Raw genomic sequence first — 18,452 nt, 5'->3', positions numbered from 1 at the left:
ATGAAACACGTAGCCCGTAAACGCTTCGGCCAAAACTTCCTGCATGACCAGAATGTGTTGAGCAGCATCACCGAATCCATCCACCCGCAGGCCGGCGACACGATGGTCGAGATCGGTCCCGGCCTGGCGGCCATGACCGACCAGTTGCTGCGCTCGCTCAAACACATGCATGTGGTCGAGCTGGACCGCGACCTGGTGGCGCGCCTGGAAAAAGCCTATCCGCGCGACAAGCTGACGGTCCACTCGGGCGACGCGCTGAAGTTCGACTTCGGCGCCATTCCGCTGCCGCCGGGACAGAAACTGCGCATCGTCGGCAATCTGCCGTACAACATTTCCAGCCCGCTGCTGTTCCACCTGGCGACGTTCGCGCCGCAGGTGCAGGACCAGCATTTCATGCTGCAGAAAGAGGTGGTGGAGCGCATGGTGGCCGAGCCGGGCAGCAAAGTCTATGGCCGTCTGTCGGTGATGCTGCAATGGCGCTATGACATGTCGCTGCTGTTCGTGGTGCCGCCGGAAGCGTTCGATCCGCCGCCGAAGGTTGATTCGGCGATCGTGCGCATGATCCCGGTGGCCCATCCACTGCCGTGCGACCAGGCCACGCTGGAGGCGGTGGTGCAGAAAGCCTTCTCGCAGCGCCGCAAGGTGATCCGCAACTGCCTGGCCGGCATGTTCACCGAAGAGCAGATCGTCGCCGCCGGCATCAACCCGACCGACCGGCCGGAAGCCGTCGGCCTGGCGCAGTACGTCGCGCTGGCCAACCTGCTGAAATAAGGCCTTATGGTTTTGGTTTCGAACCCAGTTGTGACGGGGCGAGCTCGATTTTCCGGATGTCGCCATCAGACGTGTAGTCTAAAGGCGCGGTGGTGATCGAGCGACGATAGGAACTCCCGCCAGGCAGCAGACTGTCGTGGTAAAACAGCAGACTTTTCCCGTCGTGCTCAACGATGGAATGGTGATTGGTCGAGATTTTCAGGTAATCGACGATCACACCCCGGTAGGTGAAGGGGCCCAATGGCGACGCGCCGGTCGCATAGACTATCTGTCCTGGCCACCCCGTCGAGAAACTGAAATAATAAACGCCGGCGTGCTCGTGCAAAAACGGCGCTTCGCCGTATTGGCTAGCGTTCGGCATATTATGGATGACCACATTGTTGATCGCGCCATCGGTGCTGGTCATATCAGATTTGAGTTTGACCACCTTGGGAACACGCGTGCCAAAGTACATATAGGCTTGCCCGGACTTGTCGACGAACACCGCAGGATCGATCGGTTCATCCCCGGCGTTTGCATCGCGTGCCTTGTCGACCAGCGCGGTCGTTCTCGCATCACGGTAGCCGCCATCGGGACGGTCGGAAACCGCGACACCGATCTTGTCACCGCCAACCGGGGCATAAAAATAATACTTGCCATTGCGCTGGGCGACTTCCGGAGCCCATGCCTTGGCATCCGGCCGGGCCCATTTAAACACCGTCACGGCTAAGGGAATGCCGGCATCTTTCCAGCGCATACTGTCCGGCGAAGTGTACAAGCGCCAACTGGTCGAGTCCCAATATTTGCCGGAGTTTGACGCGTCGTCCGTGGCGTACACGTAGAACTGGCCTTGGCCTTTATCGCTGAAAAAATGCGCGGACGGATCGGCACTGAAGCGCGGCGATATCGGCTGTGCTCCAAGCGCAAGCGCCGGGATCGCACACATGAGCATCAAAATAGCGGAGTACCTCATTTATTTCCTCTCTGGATGTTAGCGACGACCGTTACCACGGACATGGGGCGTGAATGGATGGACAACCTGGCGGCGCATGATGTGGGTTTCAACGTCGCCGGCTTATCTTCTGCCTGCGTAATAAAAGTTTTGCATGTCAATTTGCCGCGTTGTGCATCGGGCAGCCGGATGTCCAGCCTGCGCGAAACGATGCCTGGATTGACGACCACGATGGCGACTTCCTTCGTCTGCGGATTTTCAGCCACCAACGTATCCGGGTGATCGGATTTCAGGAACCGATATCCTGGCTTGATGAATTTGGTGAAATTGGCAAACGCCCAGAATTTCTTCGTGAGCTGATAGTCCGGTCGCTCCGGATGGGCGAAGTCGGCCTTGATTAAGCCCCAGTTCGAGCTGTTCTTGGGATCGGAAGAAGACCTGTTTTCGATCGCCTGCCATAGCACCCAGGCGCGGGGGCTCATGCCGTTGATGTCAGCAATGATCTGCTGCGCCAACGCAATGGCTGGACGCATGTCGTTGATGTCTTCACGCACATTGGCGGGGGACAGATCGGTTTCCGACATCCACAATCGCTTCCCGGATGTTTGCGCGATATCCCTGACGCCACTTTTGCCGATCCATTCGTAGCTATGGACATTGATTTGTTGGATGGCAGCTTTCGCATCGGCCGACATACCAGCCCAATCAACAAAAAACGTCTGAGGATTTGTTTCATCCGGCCCAGATATTTCTGTCCGCATTCCGTCGGCTCTCAAGACTTGAGCCAACGCGATGTACATGCGCGACTGCGCTTCCGGCGACCAATGAGCGCCTTCCTGGGTGTTCTTGGAAAACCAATAGGGTGTATTGGGCTCGTTAATTGGAGACAATGTTCGGAAACGAATACCATGCCGCCGCTCAAGCTCAGCGCTTACTCGCGCCAGATACCTTGAAAATTGCGTTTCAAAACCAGGCTTGAGATTGTCCTCCAACGCATCGGCGTGCCCGGACACCAAACCGCTGCGCGTCATGAAATAGGGCGGAGAGTTTGAAAACGCCTCCAGAATCAAGTCTTGCGACGCGACGCGGGCTTTGATCGCATCCAGCCACCAGCGCTGCCCCGCATCCGCGGACCAGTCCCAGGCATCGTCGGCGTCCGGATTCCACCCATCCGTCCCGTCTCGCCCACCCGGCTTGCGCCAGAATCCCGGCACGTCGCCACCGGGGCGCAAATACGAAGCTGTCTCGGGCGCATTGCCGCCACCAATGTTGTACCGTGCGATATTGAGTGCAAGACCGTCCCGTCCATAAAGCAAATCGGCCAACTGGCTGCGATGCGGCTCGGCGAATCTCCCGGTCACATGGGCAAACCATGCCAGAGCGGTTCCCCATCCTTCAAACGGCTGACTCGGATGCCGCCAGTCGACGTTGACAACGGCGGACACCGTCGTCGCCGGCTGGTCGTCGTTGTTTTGGGCCCGCGCACCGCTTTGAAGGACACACAGTCCCATTAAAACCATGCACGGTAAGGAAAAAATCCGTAAATACTTCATCAGCGAGTTTCCATTATCGAAGTAAGCTTGTTTTCTTTTAGGTAGCTGGCGTGGTCCGACAGCCGCGAAACGATGTGTTTAAATTTGCGCTCAAGATTGCTGTACGCGGTCGCGAGCATCGCGTCGTCTTGCAGGGCCATCGTCGGCATGTAGGTTCTTGGTCGAATGCCTTGCCCCAACAGGACGGCATGCCACGACGTGCTTGGGAACAGTTCTTCGGCAGCAAGGTTCAATTGTCCACGCTCACGGAACAGCTCAATTCTTTCCTGCAGACTGTCCGGAATCCGCATCGCTTTTACGTAGCGCCATAATTCCGCGTCGTCGCGTTCAGTGGCGTGGTAATGCAAGATGAGGAAGTCCCTGACGTCTTCGATTTCCCGCATGGCGTCTTGGTTGAAAGCCTGCGCGCACAACGGAGAAAACCCCGCATCCGGAAAATAGCGAATGAGCCGGTGGATGCTGGATTGAATAAACTGAATGCTGGTCGATTCCAGCGGTTCGAGAAAACCGCTGGCAAGTCCGATGGCGACCACGTTCTTGTGCCAAGGAGTTCTACGCCTTCCCGCGGTGAACTTGATGCGGTTGACCGGGGCCAGTGGCGCCCCCTCCAATCCCTCCAGCAGACAGCGCTCTGCCGCTTCATCCGTGGCAAATTCGCTCGAATACACCACACCGTTACCAACGCGATGTTGCAGCGGTATCCGCCATTGCCAGCCAAAAGGTTTAGCCGTGGAAATCGTATAGGGCGTCAGCGCCAGTTGCTGTTCACAAGGCACCGCGCACGCGCGGTTCATCGGCAGCCAGTGCGACCAGTCTTCATAGTCGACACCCAACGCCTGCCCAATCAGCATTGCACGCATTCCGGAGCAGTCGACAAACAAGTCGCCCGAAAGAAGCTCGCCCGACTTCAGCTTCAGACCGGTGACATACCCATTCTCAGGCTCACGTTCCGCCGTCAGCATGTCGCCCATCTTGTGCGACACCCCGCGCGCCAGGCAGAGACCCTTCAAATATTGCGCATAACGGCCCGCGTCGAAATGATAGGCGGACTGCAGATGCTGCAGCGGATCGCCTGGCCGTTCAGAAGTGGGCGCAAAGACATTACTTCGCGCTGCCAATGTGCAGAGCGAGAATTCGGACAAGTCGGCGACTTGCCCTTGCTCCTTCAAACGTAGCCAGTACTGGAAGAAGTAGCCCATGTCGCGTTCCACCCCATACGCGCCAAAAGGGTGGAAGTACGTTGAGCCTTGCTTCAGCCAGTCGCGAAATTCGATGCCCAGTTTGAACGTCGCCCCGGTGGCGCGCATGAACTCGGCTTCATTAATGCCTAGCATGTGATGAAACATCCGGATCGGCGGAATCGTCGCCTCGCCCACACCCACCGTGCCGATGATGTCGGACTCGACCAGGATAATCTCGACGGCCTGACCAAATGTGTGGGACAACGCGGCCGCTGTCATCCATCCGGCGGTACCGCCGCCGAGAATCACTACTTTCGAAATCCATCTACTTTTGCGCATCACACCTCCTTCCCCGGCCGCGTGGCGATACGTTGCCGGGGCCAGCACATCCTGCCGCGAATGAACTCTGTATCGAGCAAAAACGCGCCGCGGAAAGACGTGCGGCGCGTTGCTTGATATCAGCTTTGCGTGGGGCTCCCTGCGGGATGCTAGAAGGTGGCTTTCAGCGTTACGCTATACCGACGGTCGTTGAGTTGCCACAACAAGCCGCCCGAAGGGCGCTCGACATACGTTTTGTACATCGAGTTTCTCACATTGACGGCATCCGCCGACAGCGTGAAGGTCTTGTTGATTTGGTAGCTCACCGAGGCGTCGAGTGACGAATAGGGCGTTGCATATTGGTTGGCACCAGAAACACCACTACCATTGATTTGGTCCAGGTAAGAGGAGCGCCAGTTGTACGCAATCCGGGCTTGCAGCGGACCTTGTTCGTAGAGCCCGATCAGGTTGTAGCTGTTCTTGGACAACTTCGGCAAGGGAATAAGGACCCCAGGGCTAAGCTCAACTCTTGAATCGACATAGGTATAGTTGGTCTGTACGCCAAATCCTTTGAATGGATCTGGCAGGAAATCAAAGAATTGCGTAAAGCCAACTTCAATGCCTTTTACCGAACCCTTGCCCAGATTGATGCTGGTGCCAATATCGTAGACGACGCCACCGAAGTTCATCGCTTCGATGCCGCTGGCGAGGTAGCCCTTGATATCCTTCTTGAATACTCCCAGGGACGCCATATTCGACGTGCCCCAATAGTTCTCCAACGTCAAATCATAGGAGGTCGCGGTCATCGGTTCCAGGAACGGGTTACCGGAACTGCCGGTAGGACGTCCGTTGGCGTTCAGCTGCGAGGGGATGTTCGGATTCAGCTGAACATGGGCGGCCATATCGCTGAAGTTTGGCCGCGTCATCGTCTTGCCATAGCCGAAGCGGATCTGTACATCCTCGTTCAGGTGCAGACGGGTGTTGAGGCTGGGGAGAATATTGGAGTATTTGTTATTGAAAACGGCCGCATGAGACCCGGTGCTATCCTGAATATAGCCAATAGATTTATGATCCGTCCTGACCGCGCGAACACCGGCGGTGCCATCGAGTTCGTAACCGAATACGTCGGTAGCGAAGTCGCCCGTAACGAAGAGAGACTGCGTCTTTTCGTGTTGCTCATTGATATCGGCAGGAGCAAACGACGTATCAAACGTATAGGAATTGGGCTTGCCGGCGAATAACTGCGCGTAAGTCGCGACCGTGCGATCGAAAACGCTGGCGTTGGGATTGGCGTACTCGGGGAACACCGCGACAGGGAACCCCACGCCCGGCTTCATGAAGTTGCTGGCAGGCCCGGCGTAGGCGAGATTCGGATGTTGTGCCACTGGAATGAGCGGGCATGCTCCCCAGCTCGGGTTGGTGCCCGTGTCATTACAGACGCCGGTGCTGTTCCAGTTACCCCGCAATGACACCTTGGTATCCGCCAGGCGAACGCCGGCGTGCAGCTTGGTAAAGAAGTGATCGCCGACGTCATAGTCGAAATCCTGGCTCAGCGCCGACATTTTCAGCTTGTCGCGGTCGACCCCGTTGGCCAGCCACTCATAATTCCAATTCTTCGGATTGCCGAAATAGGCGTAGGGGTTGCTTGGGTTGGCGGGATCAACGATGGAAAACGCGGGAATCTTGCCGCGCACATCGAAGGCCAGATTCAGATTGGGGATATTCGCGACGCTCCTGCTTTCGTTATCGTAAAGCTTGATGGAGTCGCCATTGCGGTCGGCGTCATAGCGGGCGCTTTCGTAGGCGAAATCAGTCTTCGACCTGAGCTTCTCCGAGACGCGCCACTTAAGGTTCACGGCGGATAAGTTCGTGCGATTGCGCACTTCCTGGTCAAACCGCGAGGACGAGAAAATCTGCGACCCCAGCGTGCCGCTCGTGGCGCTGCCGTCCGCAGCCCAAGTCCAGGTGGAACCGGCCGCCGCGCGCGGGTCGTTGTTCTTGTCGTCGCCGTAGATATATTCGCCGCGCCGGATAAATTTGTAGTTGGAATAGAGATTTTGTGCGGTCAACAGCATGTCGTCGTTCACCTGCCATTGGTAGGCAAGCGACAGGCCCTGGCGCTTCCGGCTCCCCGAGTCCTGGTACATCTCGAAGGAAGTCGGCACATAGAGTTCGGTGAGCGAGCCCTTGTTTGGCATCGAATTGAAGGCCGCAACCTTTGCCGCCGAGGGGGCTTGCGTCGGGTCGTTGCCGCATTTCCCCACCGTTGCGGTAAGACAGTGCTGCTGCTGCTGCAGAACGGCATCCTGGCGATAGTAGGTCTCACTGCCGGTTGCATTCACCAGGATGCCCATGCGTCCGGCGCCGGTATTGAATTGACGGCTCAACAGGCCCGAAACGGACGGTGAAGACTTCCGTATCCGATCATAGTAATTGGACTTGACGGTGATGACATTGAGGTCCTCTTTCGAGTCGAATGGCAGTCGCGTGCGAATGTTGACCACGCCGCCGACACCGCCTTCGATCAGGTTGGATGCCGCGTTCTTATACACATCAACCCCGGCCATCAGTTCAGAGGGCAGCCCTTCCAGGTCCGGTGCGCGACCACCGTTGGCCGTAAAGAAGTCGCGTCCGTCGATCAGGTTGCGGACCTGGGTAATGCCGCGGATCGTGATCGCCGGCTCGGTGCGATGGTCGTAATCGGTGCCCCCCTCGCCATAGCGGCGCTGGATCTGCACCCCGGCGACCCGCTGCAGCGACTCGACAGTATTCACGTCCGGCAGCTTGCCGATATCGGTTGCCTGGATCGAGTCGACGATCTGGTTGGAGTCCTGCTTGAGATCTCGCGCCGACTTCAAGGCCGCGCGCTGACCCGTGATGACGACGGCAACCGGGGCAGCCGTGTCCTCGCTTGCCTTGGCAGTTCCGGCTTCCTGCGCATGCGCGGCAATTGGCCCTGCCAGTGCAAGTGCACAAGCTTGGGCCACCATCGTTTTTCTCAGCGTTTTGGTATTTTCGTGTCTCATCTAGCTCCCCTTAATGTTTTTTTGGGCAGTGCCCTCTATTGCTGCTGTACGCTACCAAGCAAATCCGGCGACAACCAGGCTAGGGTTGGGCAGGTAGTGCGCGCAATAAAGTGTATTGCTATCAACAATTAAGGTGGTATAAGGTTTTTGACGCTACCTATGGCGTTTTCGCATATCGAAGGGGGGCGCTGGGCAGGGGCGCCGGCTACATCATGGCGTGAAATAAAAAAAAGCCCGCTGTTGAGCGGGCTTAAATCCATTTCTTTGAGAGAAGTGGAGGAGACAGGTGCAGTATGGTGCGTTGACAGCTATAAGGCTACTTTATTTTCCGAATATCAACTATTCCGATAACGGATATCTCCTCCGCGCCCCTTTATTTGTTGCGGCAGGCCACCACGATATTGCTGATGGGGCTTTCTCCCATGACGCCAACGCCATTGGTGACGTCGCAGGTCAGACCGTTGTTGGTGTCGAGGAAGGTCACGCCGTAGGCCTGGCCATATGGCACGGTGCCGGTGACGAAGTCGAGCGTGCCGGCGTTGGCGCTGGCGCTGCTCAACACGGTTTGAGTGTTCGAGCCGTTGATCAGCGTGATGGTGCGCGCGGTGCCGTCGGCCGCGGCGGTCAGGCCGCTGACCTGGCCGCCCAGGTTGTAGCTGTTCTGCACGCAAGCCAGCGCTAATGCGATCTCAACGTTGTAGCCGGCCGAGCCCGTGATGGTGGTGGCTCCGTTGCTCCAGTTGCAGGTCATGTGGGCAGGCTGGCTCTTGATCGCCACATTGTAGGTGGTGCCGTAGTCGATCTGCTTGCCGAAGGCGAAGCTGGTGGCGCCGTTCGGCACCGTCAGGTCTTCGCCGTTATTGGTCAGCACCAGGCCGCTGTTGCTCAGATTGACGATCGTGCCTTTCACCGTGTACTGCTGCTTGCCACCGCAACCGGCCAGCGCGGCCACCACGGCCAGCGCCACGGCGCCGCTTACTAACGAAAATTTCATGTGATTCTCCAAAAATTAAACGGCCGGCGGCTTAGTTGCTGGGATTGTTGGTGCAGTTCACGACCAGGCCCAACTGGTCGGCGGACGGCATCGTGCCCGGATTCAGATTCGGGCTGACGGCGCAAGTCTGCTTGTCTGGCTGGCTCAGCACGGTCACGCCATACGGGGAGCCGTTGCCCACCTTGAGCGAGAACGCGAAGTTGACGTCGGCGCCAGCGGTGGCGGCCGGCAGCACGCCGATGGTGTCGCTGCCGTTGGCCAGCACCAGGCCTTTGCTGTTCAGGCCCTTGACGGTGCCGCCCAGCGTGTAGGGGTTGGCGGTGCAGGTGATGGCGACGCGGTAGACGGTGTAGTAGGAGGCGGTGCCGCTGGCTTCGGTGGTCGTACACGTTGCGCCGGGCGGCGACGATTCGACGACCACATTGAATTGTTCGTCGGTCGCCAGCAGTTTGCCGAACACAAAGCTGGTGGAGCCGGTGCCGATGCTGACGGTTAATTTGTCGCCGTTGGACTGGTTGGCGAGCACCACACTCGAGGTGCTGGTGCCGTTGTAGGTGACCGTGCCGGACAGCGCCAGGCTGCCATTGTTACCGCCACAGGCGCTCAGTATGACGCCACACAGCAGGGCCAGGCCCGCACGCAGAAACGAACTTTTCATAAAAACTCTCTCTCCAAAACGAATAGGGCCCGGCAGCACGCACGGGAGGCAGCATATTACACTTGTGCGGCGTATTTTAGTGCATTTGGTAACGCGGTCCGTGCAAATGGATGTAACAGCGTGTGTCGCCGCCGGCTATTTCACCTGGGCCACCGCGCATTGCGAACGGCGGCCGTCCAGCTGGCAGCGGTTGCGGATCTGGCCGTGCCGGTCGTGCACCAGCACCTCCCATTGCTGCGGGCCACGCCGTTCCATGGTCATGAAGCCGAAGCCGTCCACCCAGGAGCTGAATTGCTCGACCACCGCGCCCGGCGCCGGCGGCTTGTCGGCCGGCAGCCGTTCCGGCAGCGGCACGATGTCTTCCGAGGTGCCGGCAAAGCCGGAGACGAACTGGCTCGGATGGGCGCTGGAAAAGCTCAACTGCTGCCACAGGTGGATGTGGCCGGACAGCATGGCCTGTATCGCCGGCGGGAACAGCAGCGGGTTGACCGAGCCGAAACTGGCCTGCAGGCCGGCGTCGCCCGGCAGCAGCACGATGCCGCCGTCCGCCTTGCGGTCGGCGCCCATGCCCAGCAGCGGGTGGTGGCTGATGCCGATGTTGTTCTGCGCGCGTTGCGACAGCGCGTCCACCTTGCGGTACAGGTCGCGATAGCGGGCGTAGCCGGTGTCGCCCGGTTTCAGGCCCTTCCACGTGGTGTTGGCGGTGTCCAGCACCAGCAGCTGGGTGTCCTGGCCGATCGGAATCGCGTAGGGATCGCTGTAGTTGCCGGCGTCGTCATCGGCGGCGGCGTTGCAGTCGCGGCCCTTGAGCAGTGGTCGCGGATCGAGGAAGCGCCAGTAGCCCTGGCCGCCGCGCAGGCAGTTTTCGTGGTTGCCGCGCGCCATCACCCATGGCGCGGCCTCCAGCAGCCTGGCGCCGGGGGCGAAGAAATCCTCGTCCCAGGCATCCCAGCCGTAGCCCCACGGGCTGCCGGCGCAACCGGCGTTGCCTTCAGGGCAAGCATTTTCACGGTAGTGATAATCGCCGACGTGGATCACCAGATCGGGTTTCCACGCGGCGGCCTGGGCGGCCACGGTGGCGAACGGGTATTGCTCGCGGTCGTTGCAGGCCTGCCAGCCGTTGCTGCTCTTTTGCAGCCGGCAGCCGGTGTCGCCGATGACCACGATGCGCCGCGGTTCGGCCTTGGCCAGCGGCAGGGCGCGGCCCAGCACGCTGGCGCTGGTGACGCCGGCGGGCAGGCTGGCCTCGCAGGTCAGCAGCGGGAAAGCGGCCGGCTTGGAGTCGGCCGGGGCGAACGGCGTGCTCCGCAGCGGAATGGTCTCGGCCGGCGCGCGCAGCGTCATCGGCTGGCTGCGCTGGTTGAGCACGATGGCGGGGCAGGCCGGCGCATCGATCAGCACGCGCGCCACGGCGGCGCCGTACTCCCCCACTACCACGTAGGCGGTGAAGTCCGGTGGCGGCGATGGATTGGTGGCGGCGCAGCCGGCCAGCAGCGCGGCGGGTAAACAGCGTTTCAGCAGGGATGACAGCACGGGTTCTCCAGCGGGAATAATCCGCATAATTTACCATGGGCTTACAATATGCATTTCGTCATTCTTATTGACCGTATATGACCGCACGCCGCCCGCTCGCCCTGTTGTTCGACCTGGACGATACCCTGTGGCCGATCGGCCCGGTGATCGCCGCCGCCGAGGAAAGCTGGCACGCCTGGCTGGCCCAGCACGCGCCCGGCGTGGCCGCCGCCTTCAGCGCGGCCGAGCTGCGCGTGCGCCGCATGGCGCTGCTGGAGCGCCGGCCGGAGCTGATTGCCGACCTGTACCAGCTGCGCCGCGAGGCGCTGGCCGAGGTGTTTGCCGAAACCGGCGACGACCCGGCGCATATCGAAGGCGCGATGCGGCATTTCGCCGTCAAGCGCAACCTGGTGGTGCCGTATGCCGACGTGCTGCCGGTGTTGCCGCTGTTGCAGGGCATGTTGCGGCTGGGAGTGATCACCAACGGCAACGCCGATCTTGAAGTGATCGGCATGGACCACCATTTCGAGTACCGGCTGTCGTCGTCGCAGTTCGGCCGCGCCAAGCCGGACCCGGAGATTTTCCGCGCCGCCTGCGCCGCCATGGGCGTGGCGCCGCAAGACGCGGTCTACGTCGGCGACGATCTGCGGCTGGACGTGCAGGGCGCGCAGAGCGCCGGCCTGCGCGCGGTCTGGATGAACCGCCACGGCAGCACCGCGCATCTGGCCGCCGGCGTGGTGCCGGATGCCATTTGCGCCACGTTTGACGAGCTGCTGGTCTGGATACGTGGGCAGATGCAGCATAGCCGTGCATAATAGGCAGAACCCTCCGTCATCACTGATCAACACCGAGACTAGATTTAGCATGCAACTCGATATCCGCGCACAAACCCTGCTCAAGGCCCTGGTGGAACGCTATATCGCGGACGGTCAGCCGGTGGGCTCGCGGGCGCTGTCCAAGATTTCCGGGCTGGAGCTGTCGCCGGCCACCATCCGCAACATCATGGCGGACCTGGAGGAACTGGGCTATGTGGCCAGTCCGCACACCTCGGCCGGCCGGGTGCCGACGCCGCGCGGCTACCGCATCTTTGTCGACACGCTGCTGACGGTGCAGCACATCGACGAGCAGACGGTCGGCGCGCAACTGCGCCTGCAATCGCCGCAGCCGCAGAAGATGATCACCAACGCGGCGCAGATGTTGTCGTCGCTGTCGCAGTTCGCCGGTGTGGTGCTGAGTCCGCGCCGCGAGTCGGTGTTTCAGCAGATCGAGTTCCTGCGCCTGGGCGAGAAGCGCATCCTGCTGGTGATCGTGGCGCCCAACGGCGACGTGCAAAACCGCTTGCTGCTGACCGAGGTCGATTACACGCCGGCGCAGCTGGTGCAGTCGGCCAACTACATCAACCAGAATTACGGCGGCCTGGCGTTCGACGAAGTCCATGCGCGCCTGCAGAACGAGGTGCGCCAGCTGCGCGACGACATGGGCCGGCTGATGCAGGCCGCAGTCGAGGCGGGCAGCGAGGCGATGAAGGACGATTCCGACGACATGGTCATCGCCGGCGAGCGCAACCTGCTGTCGGTCAGCGATTTGTCGTCGAATATGTCGTCGCTGCGGCAGATGTTCGACATATTCGAGCAGAAAACCGGCCTGATGCAGCTACTCGACGTGTCGAGCAAGGCCAGCGGCGTGCAGATCTACATCGGCGGCGAGTCGAGCCTGGTGCCGCTCGACGAGATGAGCGTGGTGACCGCGCCGTACACCGCCAACGGCAAGATCGTCGGCACGCTGGGCGTGATCGGCCCGACCCGCATGGCCTACGAACGGGTGATCCCGATTGTGGATATCACGGCCAAGCTGCTGTCCAACGCGCTCAGCCATAACTGAGGCATACGCTCAGGGGCAAGCTCAGGGGCGGTGCGGGCAGACGGTTTTGGTGCAGTTGCCGTAGATCGCCAGCGCGTGCTCGGCAATCTTGAAGCCGCGCTCCTTGGCGATAACGTTCTGACGCTCTTCGATCGCCTCGTCGAAGAACTCCTCCACGCGGCCGCAATCCATGCACACCAGGTGATCGTGGTGCGAGCCGGCGTTCAGCTCGAAGATCGCCTTGCCGGTTTCAAAGTGGTTGCGGTTCAGCAGGCCGGCCTGCTCGAACTGGGTCAGCACCCGGTAGACGGTGGCCAGGCCCACATCCATATTATCGGCCAGCAGGATCTTGTAGACATCCTCGGCGGTCAGGTGACGCACCTCACTATTCTGGAAAATGTCCAGGATTTTGATGCGTGGCAAGGTGGCTTTCAGGCCGCTGGCCTTCAGATCGGCAGGATTGTTACCCATGGTCATGACTCTTAATGTGGTTGGCGATAGCTAGGCGTTAGTTTAACGTACTCCGACCCGCTCCGCACCACATTGCGAAATCGCACAATTTCCTGTGGGAATTTCTCATTTACAAAGATTTGCACTTGTTTTGGCGGATAATGCCCCATCCCGCAGCGAGTGCTTTATGATATAGCGTTTTGCAGCACTCCCGCTTGACCAGATTGAGGACCTTTATGCGCGTCACCCAGGCTTTTTCGCAGTCTTTGTTGCACCGTTTCACTCCCGCCGCCGGCGCCGCTGCTGCCGTGTGCGTGGCGCTGGCGCTGGGCGGTTGCGCGACCAAAACCACGCTGGGCGAGACATCCTCCGAAGTCAAAGACCACGAGCCAACGCTGGACGCCAGCAAAGGCGCGCAAACCACCACCATCACGCGCCTGCAGCGCTTCATGTGGTTCTTCTCGCCGTATCGCCCGGACATCCAGCAGGGCAACTTCGTGTCCGAGGAAATGTTGTCGCAGTTGAAAGTCGGCATGACGCAGGATCAGGTCCGCTTCATCTTCGGCACCGCGCTGCTGACCGACCCGTTCCACGCCAACCGCTGGGATTATGCGTTCCGCCTGGTCAAGGGCAACGGCGAAATCACCACCAGCCGCGTGATCGTGTTCTTCGACAAGGACGGCAAGGTGGCGCGCTGGGAAGGCGGCAACCTGCCGACCGAGAAGGAATACATCGCCCGCATCGCCGGCCCGGCGCCGAACGCCAAGAAGGAAGCGGCGCAGGATGCCGCGCTGGCCAAGCCGGCCCCGGCAGCACCGCTGCCCTCCGGCCCGGACAAGGCCAACGCCGCCCCGGTGGAAGCGACGATCGGCAACGACAAGAAATAACAGGAACTCCAGCATGACGCACATGAACATCGCCATCGCCGGCGCCGGCGGCCGCATGGGCCGCATCCTGATTGAAGCGGTGCAGAACGCCGACGACGCCCGCCTGTCCGGCGCGCTGGACCGCGCCGGCTCGGAGCAGCCGGACGCCGCCGCTTTCCTGGGCCAGCCGGCCGGCGTGCCGGTGGCGTCGGACTTGTCGCAAGGCCTGGCGGGCGCCGCCTACCTGATCGACTTCACCCGCCCGGAAGCGACGCTGGAACACCTGAAATACTGCGCCGCGCACGGCATCAAGCTGGTGATCGGCACCACCGGTTTCGACGACGCCGGCAAGGCCGCCATCGCCGAGGCCGCGAAGAAAACCGCCATCGTGTTCTCGCCCAACTTCTCGGTCGGCGTCAACGTGACGATGAAACTGCTGGAGCAGGCCGCCAAGGCGCTGTCGACCGGCTATGACATCGAAATCGTCGAAGCCCACCACCGCTACAAGGTCGACGCGCCGTCGGGCACGGCGCTGAAAATGGGCGAGGTGATCGCCGACGCGCTGGGCCGCGACCTGAAGAAGGATGGCGTGTTCGCGCGCGAAGGCGTGACCGGCGAGCGCGATCCGTCGTCGATCGGTTTCGCCACCATCCGCGGCGGCGACATCGTTGGCGATCACACCGTGCTGTTCGCCGGCATCGGCGAGCGCATCGAGATCAGCCACAAATCCAGCAGCCGCGTGACCTACGCGCACGGCGCCCTGCGCGCCTGCCGCTTCCTGGCTGACCAGCCGACCGGCCTGTTCGACATGTACGATGTGCTGGGACTGAAGGACCAATGAACCCGTCCGCCAGCCAGTTCACCCTGGCCCGCTTCTGGGAGCAGGGCGACGCCGTCAGCCACGCGGTCGCGTTTGTGCTGCTGGGCATGTCGTTGGTCAGCTGGTTCTTCATTCTGGCCAAGGCGTTTGCCGCCTACCGCATCCGTCGCGGCGCGCCGGCGGTGCAGGCATTCTGGGAGGCGCCAAGCATGCAGGACGGCGTGGCCGGCCTGACGCTGGCCGATCCCGAAAAGATTTTCCTGCCGCTGGCCGAGCAGGGCGCCACGCAGCTGAAGGCCGCCGCGCGGCCGTCGCTGGGCGGCGAGATGGACCGTTCGGCGCAAGTCACCCGCGTGCTGCGCACGGCGATCCAGCGCTCGACCAACCGCCTCGAAGGCGGGCTGACGCTGCTGGCGTCGATCGGCGCCACCGCGCCCTTCGTCGGCCTGCTGGGCACGGTGTGGGGCATTTACCATGCGCTGGCCAATGTGTCGTCGCACGGCACGGTGCAGATCGACAAAGTGGCCGGCCCGGTGGGCGAGGCGCTGGTGATGACCGCCATCGGCCTGACCGTGGCGATTCCCGCCGTGCTGGCGTACAACGGCTTCAACCGCGTCAACCGTCTGACGCTGGCCGAGCTCGATGCCTTCGCCCATGATTTGCATGCGTATTTGACCAACGGCGTGACCAGGTAAGCGCATCATGGCCTTCGGCACCTTCAACCACCACCGCAATCCCGGCCCGATGGCCGATATCAACGTCACGCCGATGGTGGACGTGATGCTGGTGCTGCTGGTGATTTTTATCCTGGCCGCGCCGATGTTCACCGGCTCGGTGCAGCTGGAGCTGCCGAAGGCGCAAGCGCCGGCGGTGGAGTCGCCGCCGGCCGCCACGGTGACGCTGTCGATCGACGGCAAGGGCAAGATTTTCTGGAATAGCGATCCGGTCGAGCAGGACGCGCTGACGGCGCGGCTGGTCGCGGCGGCCAAGCTGGACCCGCAACCGGAACTGCAGCTGCGCGCCGACAAGGACACGCGCTATGAAGTGGTGGCCCAGGTGATGGCCGCGGCGCAGAGCAATGGATTAACCAAATTGGGCTTCGTCACGGACCCCAAGAAAGAGCAAAAGTAATGGCAACCGCAGAACTGAATGGCGCAGCCATCAACGATTTTCCCGCCTTCCACGCCGCGTGCAAGGCGGCGATGGGCTTCCCCGACACCTATGGCGACACCATGGACGCCTGGGTCGATTGCCTGAGCTACCTGCGCGACGAAGACAGCATGAGCAAGTTCCGCCTGAAGCCGAACGAGGTGCTGGAAATTGTCATCAAGGATGCGGCCGCCATGCAGCCGGACATCCTGGAGGAAGTCACCTACTGCGTGGCCGGCCTCAACGAGCGCTATGAGGACTACGGCGAGCAGCCGGCCCTGAAACTCACTCTGCGCTGATTGCCAGTCCCGCCGGCACGGCGTTCGGGATATTGGCTTTCGCGCCGGTTTCGCCCGGCGCCAGCGTCAGCACCTCGAAGCCGGTGTCGGTGACGTGCACCATGTGTTCCCATTGCGCCGACAGCGATTTGTCGCGCGTCTCGACGGTCCAGCCGTCGCTCAATTCCTTCGTGGCCGCCTTGCCGGCGTTGATCATCGGCTCGATGGTGAACAGCATGCCTGGCTTCAGCACCATGCCCTGGCCTGGCCGGCCGTAGTGCGTCACCTGTGGATCCTCGTGGTAGACCTGGCCGATGCCATGGCCGCAGTAATCCAGCACCACGCTGTAGCCGGCTTTCTCGGCCACGGTCTGGATCGCGAAGCCGACATCGCCCAGCGTGGCCTTCGGCTTGACCGCGCGGATGCCGGCCCACATGGCGGCGTAGGTGGTCTCGACCAGCTTGCGGGTCGGTTTCGACGGCTCGCCGACGTAGTACATGCGGCTGGTGTCGCCGTGCCAGCCATCCTTGATGACGGCGACGTCGATGTTGATGATGTCGCCGTTCTTCAGCACCTGGGTGGCCGACGGAATGCCGTGGCACACCACATGGTTGACCGAGCTGCACACGGTGGCCGGGAAGCCGCCGTAGCCGACGTTGGCCGCAATCGCCCGCTGCACGTTGACGATGTAGTCGTTGCACAGCTGGTCGAGGTAGGCCGTGGTCACGCCGGGTTTGACGTGGGGCGCGATCATGGTCAGCACGTCGGCCGCCAGTTGGGCGGCGACGCGGGCTTGCACCATTTGTTCGGGCGTTTTGATGAGATTGGCGTTGTGGCGGGGGCGGGACATGGGACGACCTCTTGATGTGCAGAGGCGGTATTTTCCCACATCCGCTAGCGGACCGCTGTCAAATCGAAGTGCGGGTTGTCGATCAGGCAGAGCAGGTTGCCGAACGGGTCGGCCAGTTCGACCGTCCTGATACCCTCGCCGACATCGGTGATCGGGTGGTGGATGGCGGCGCCCAGCGCGACGATGCGCGCGACTTCCGCCTCGATATCCCGCACGCCCCAGTAGACCATGGCGCCGGCCCTGCCCGGCGTGCCGCCATCCGGCAGCAGGCCCAGCTCAAAGCCGCCGACGTTGTAACCGACGTAGAACGGCTGGTCGAAATAAGGCGTGACGCCGAACACCTCGGTGTACCACTGTTTCGCCTTGGCCAGGTCGGCCACCGGGTAGATGGCGCTGCGCAGTCCGTTGATCATGGGGGTCTCCAACTAGTCAAAACGCCATCTTGGCACATCAGGCCACGGTTGGATTGGAAAAATGGAATCGCTCGGGCGCGCTGCCGCAGAATTCCTGGAAATCGTGGATCAGGTGGGATTGGTCGAAATAGCCGCAGGCCAGTGCCAGCTGCACCCAGTCGGGGGCTGGCGCGGCCTTGATCGCCGCCGTCGCCTTGCGGAAACGGCAAATCCTGGCAAACAGCTTGGGCGACAGGCCGACATGCTGGCGGAACTGCGCCGCCAGATGCTGCCGCGACACGCCCAATTGCGCGGCCAGCGCCGCCACCCGCACCTCGCCGCCGCTGCCCTCAAGCGCCGCGATGGCGCGTTGCGCCAGCCCGGTGCTGGCGCCGTCGTCGCCGCCGTCCCGCAGCCGGCGCAGCAAGGCCCGCTCGATCAGCGCCAGCCGCGCCCGCACCGGCGCGTCGCCGGTCCACAGCGCATCGGTCAGCCGCTCCGCCTCGCCGCGTTCCCATAGCAAATCGATGTCCGCGCGCTGATCGGTAATTTCCTGCATCGGCAGCGCCAGGAACGAGCCCGCCATGCCCGGTTTGAAGCGCACCGCCAGCGTCCACACCGGCCGCGCGCTGGCAACCAGAATCGCCGACGACATCATCCCGACCGCGAAGCCGGCCTGGCCGTCATCCTGCCAAAGCATGTCCACACAATTATCCGGCAACACCCGATGCGCCGGCCCGCCGCCCGGCGCCCGCGCCGCCCAAACGCACGCCACATGCCGCGCCAGCGCCGGATGCGGTGGATACTCCTGGTAGAACATCGGATACGCTCCTGATCAACTTG

19 protein-coding genes are annotated in these 18,452 nt (G+C 61.7%); 8 read left to right on the top strand and 11 right to left on the bottom strand.

The annotated features are described in order from the left end of the window. Positions 1 to 771 carry a 16S rRNA (adenine(1518)-N(6)/adenine(1519)-N(6))-dimethyltransferase RsmA gene (gene rsmA, locus GTP44_RS11315; protein WP_160989084.1) on the top strand — a complete coding sequence of 257 codons (771 nt, stop codon included), beginning with the start codon at positions 1 to 3 and terminating at the stop codon, positions 769 to 771. Positions 772 to 775: 4 nt separating this feature from the next. On the opposite strand, the gene GTP44_RS11310 is transcribed toward rsmA, so the two are convergent. The 7 genes from GTP44_RS11310 to GTP44_RS11280 all read right to left on the bottom strand — a co-directional run bounded on the left by GTP44_RS11310 (position 776) and on the right by GTP44_RS11280 (position 10,965). Continuing rightward, on the bottom strand, positions 776 to 1,723 hold the full coding sequence (locus tag GTP44_RS11310) for a family 43 glycosylhydrolase (RefSeq protein WP_161019504.1): 948 nt from the start codon (positions 1,721 to 1,723) through the stop codon (positions 776 to 778). Then, a complete protein-coding gene (locus GTP44_RS11305; RefSeq protein ID WP_202424051.1) occupies positions 1,720 to 3,255 on the bottom strand; it encodes a glycoside hydrolase in 1,536 nt (511 codons plus the stop codon). The genes GTP44_RS11310 and GTP44_RS11305 overlap by 4 nt, the downstream gene beginning before the upstream one ends. Further along, entirely contained in the window at positions 3,255 to 4,775 is a 1,521-nt protein-coding gene (locus GTP44_RS11300; RefSeq protein WP_161019503.1) for a tryptophan halogenase family protein, read from the bottom strand. The genes GTP44_RS11305 and GTP44_RS11300 overlap by 1 nt, the downstream gene beginning before the upstream one ends. A gap of 149 nt (positions 4,776 to 4,924) precedes the next feature. Further along, the gene (locus tag GTP44_RS11295) at positions 4,925 to 7,780 is read right to left on the bottom strand and encodes a TonB-dependent receptor (RefSeq protein WP_161019502.1); all 2,856 of its coding nucleotides are present in this window, start codon (positions 7,778 to 7,780) and stop codon (positions 4,925 to 4,927) included. Between the two features lie 373 nt (positions 7,781 to 8,153). Next, complete coding sequence (locus GTP44_RS11290) at positions 8,154 to 8,774, bottom strand: hypothetical protein (RefSeq protein WP_161019501.1); 621 nt, start codon at positions 8,772 to 8,774, stop codon at positions 8,154 to 8,156. A 31-nt stretch (positions 8,775 to 8,805) separates the two neighbouring features. Continuing rightward, complete coding sequence (locus tag GTP44_RS11285; protein ID WP_160989089.1) at positions 8,806 to 9,432, bottom strand: hypothetical protein; 627 nt, start codon at positions 9,430 to 9,432, stop codon at positions 8,806 to 8,808. Positions 9,433 to 9,567: 135 nt separating this feature from the next. After that, positions 9,568 to 10,965 carry a metallophosphoesterase gene (locus GTP44_RS11280; RefSeq protein ID WP_371867203.1) on the bottom strand — a complete coding sequence of 466 codons (1,398 nt, stop codon included), beginning with the start codon at positions 10,963 to 10,965 and terminating at the stop codon, positions 9,568 to 9,570. Between the two features lie 77 nt (positions 10,966 to 11,042). Between GTP44_RS11280 and GTP44_RS11275 the strand changes: the two genes are divergently transcribed. Together GTP44_RS11275 and hrcA are read left to right on the top strand one after the other, a co-directional pair. Next, positions 11,043 to 11,759 (top strand): HAD family hydrolase, encoded by a 717-nt coding sequence (locus GTP44_RS11275; RefSeq protein ID WP_160989091.1) that lies wholly within the window; start codon positions 11,043 to 11,045, stop codon positions 11,757 to 11,759. A 49-nt stretch (positions 11,760 to 11,808) separates the two neighbouring features. Next, positions 11,809 to 12,825 (top strand): heat-inducible transcriptional repressor HrcA, encoded by a 1,017-nt coding sequence (hrcA, locus tag GTP44_RS11270; protein ID WP_161019499.1) that lies wholly within the window; start codon positions 11,809 to 11,811, stop codon positions 12,823 to 12,825. A gap of 21 nt (positions 12,826 to 12,846) precedes the next feature. Here the strand turns inward: hrcA and fur are convergent, their stop codons facing one another. Further along, entirely contained in the window at positions 12,847 to 13,275 is a 429-nt protein-coding gene (gene fur / locus GTP44_RS11265) for a ferric iron uptake transcriptional regulator (protein ID WP_160989093.1), read from the bottom strand. 215 nt (positions 13,276 to 13,490) lie between these two features. Here fur and GTP44_RS11260 point away from each other — a divergent pair, with 215 nt between their 5' ends. The 5 genes from GTP44_RS11260 to GTP44_RS11240 are packed head-to-tail and all read left to right on the top strand — an operon-like array spanning position 13,491 to position 16,388. Then, entirely contained in the window at positions 13,491 to 14,141 is a 651-nt protein-coding gene (locus tag GTP44_RS11260; RefSeq protein ID WP_160989094.1) for an outer membrane protein assembly factor BamE, read from the top strand. Between the two features lie 13 nt (positions 14,142 to 14,154). Continuing rightward, entirely contained in the window at positions 14,155 to 14,961 is an 807-nt protein-coding gene (dapB, locus tag GTP44_RS11255) for a 4-hydroxy-tetrahydrodipicolinate reductase (RefSeq protein ID WP_161019498.1), read from the top strand. Then, positions 14,958 to 15,635 (top strand): MotA/TolQ/ExbB proton channel family protein, encoded by a 678-nt coding sequence (locus GTP44_RS11250; protein WP_161019497.1) that lies wholly within the window; start codon positions 14,958 to 14,960, stop codon positions 15,633 to 15,635. The genes dapB and GTP44_RS11250 overlap by 4 nt, the downstream gene beginning before the upstream one ends. Positions 15,636 to 15,642: 7 nt before the next feature. Beyond that, entirely contained in the window at positions 15,643 to 16,071 is a 429-nt protein-coding gene (locus tag GTP44_RS11245) for an ExbD/TolR family protein (RefSeq protein WP_161019496.1), read from the top strand. Further along, positions 16,071 to 16,388 carry a barstar family protein gene (locus tag GTP44_RS11240; protein ID WP_160989098.1) on the top strand — a complete coding sequence of 106 codons (318 nt, stop codon included), beginning with the start codon at positions 16,071 to 16,073 and terminating at the stop codon, positions 16,386 to 16,388. Before GTP44_RS11245 ends, GTP44_RS11240 begins: the two co-directional genes overlap by 1 nt. On the opposite strand, the gene map is transcribed toward GTP44_RS11240, so the two are convergent. Genes map through GTP44_RS11225 form a run of 3 tightly spaced genes read right to left on the bottom strand, consistent with a single transcriptional unit; the run spans position 16,375 to position 18,429 of the window. Further along, complete coding sequence (map, locus tag GTP44_RS11235; protein WP_161019495.1) at positions 16,375 to 17,217, bottom strand: type I methionyl aminopeptidase; 843 nt, start codon at positions 17,215 to 17,217, stop codon at positions 16,375 to 16,377. The genes GTP44_RS11240 and map overlap by 14 nt on opposite strands. Positions 17,218 to 17,261: 44 nt before the next feature. Then, a complete protein-coding gene (locus GTP44_RS11230) occupies positions 17,262 to 17,630 on the bottom strand; it encodes a VOC family protein (RefSeq protein WP_161019494.1) in 369 nt (122 codons plus the stop codon). A gap of 37 nt (positions 17,631 to 17,667) precedes the next feature. Then, positions 17,668 to 18,429, bottom strand: coding sequence for a helix-turn-helix domain-containing protein (locus GTP44_RS11225; protein WP_161019493.1), 762 nt, complete (start codon positions 18,427 to 18,429; stop codon positions 17,668 to 17,670). Positions 18,430 to 18,452 lie beyond the last annotated feature (23 nt).

Origin of the sequence: Duganella lactea (assembly GCF_009857505.1) — a bacterium.
Taxonomy (GTDB): Bacteria; Pseudomonadota; Gammaproteobacteria; order Burkholderiales; family Burkholderiaceae_D; genus Rugamonas; species Rugamonas lactea.
Note: the sequence above shows the minus strand (reverse complement) of the source record. Positions and strands in the feature narration are given on the sequence as shown.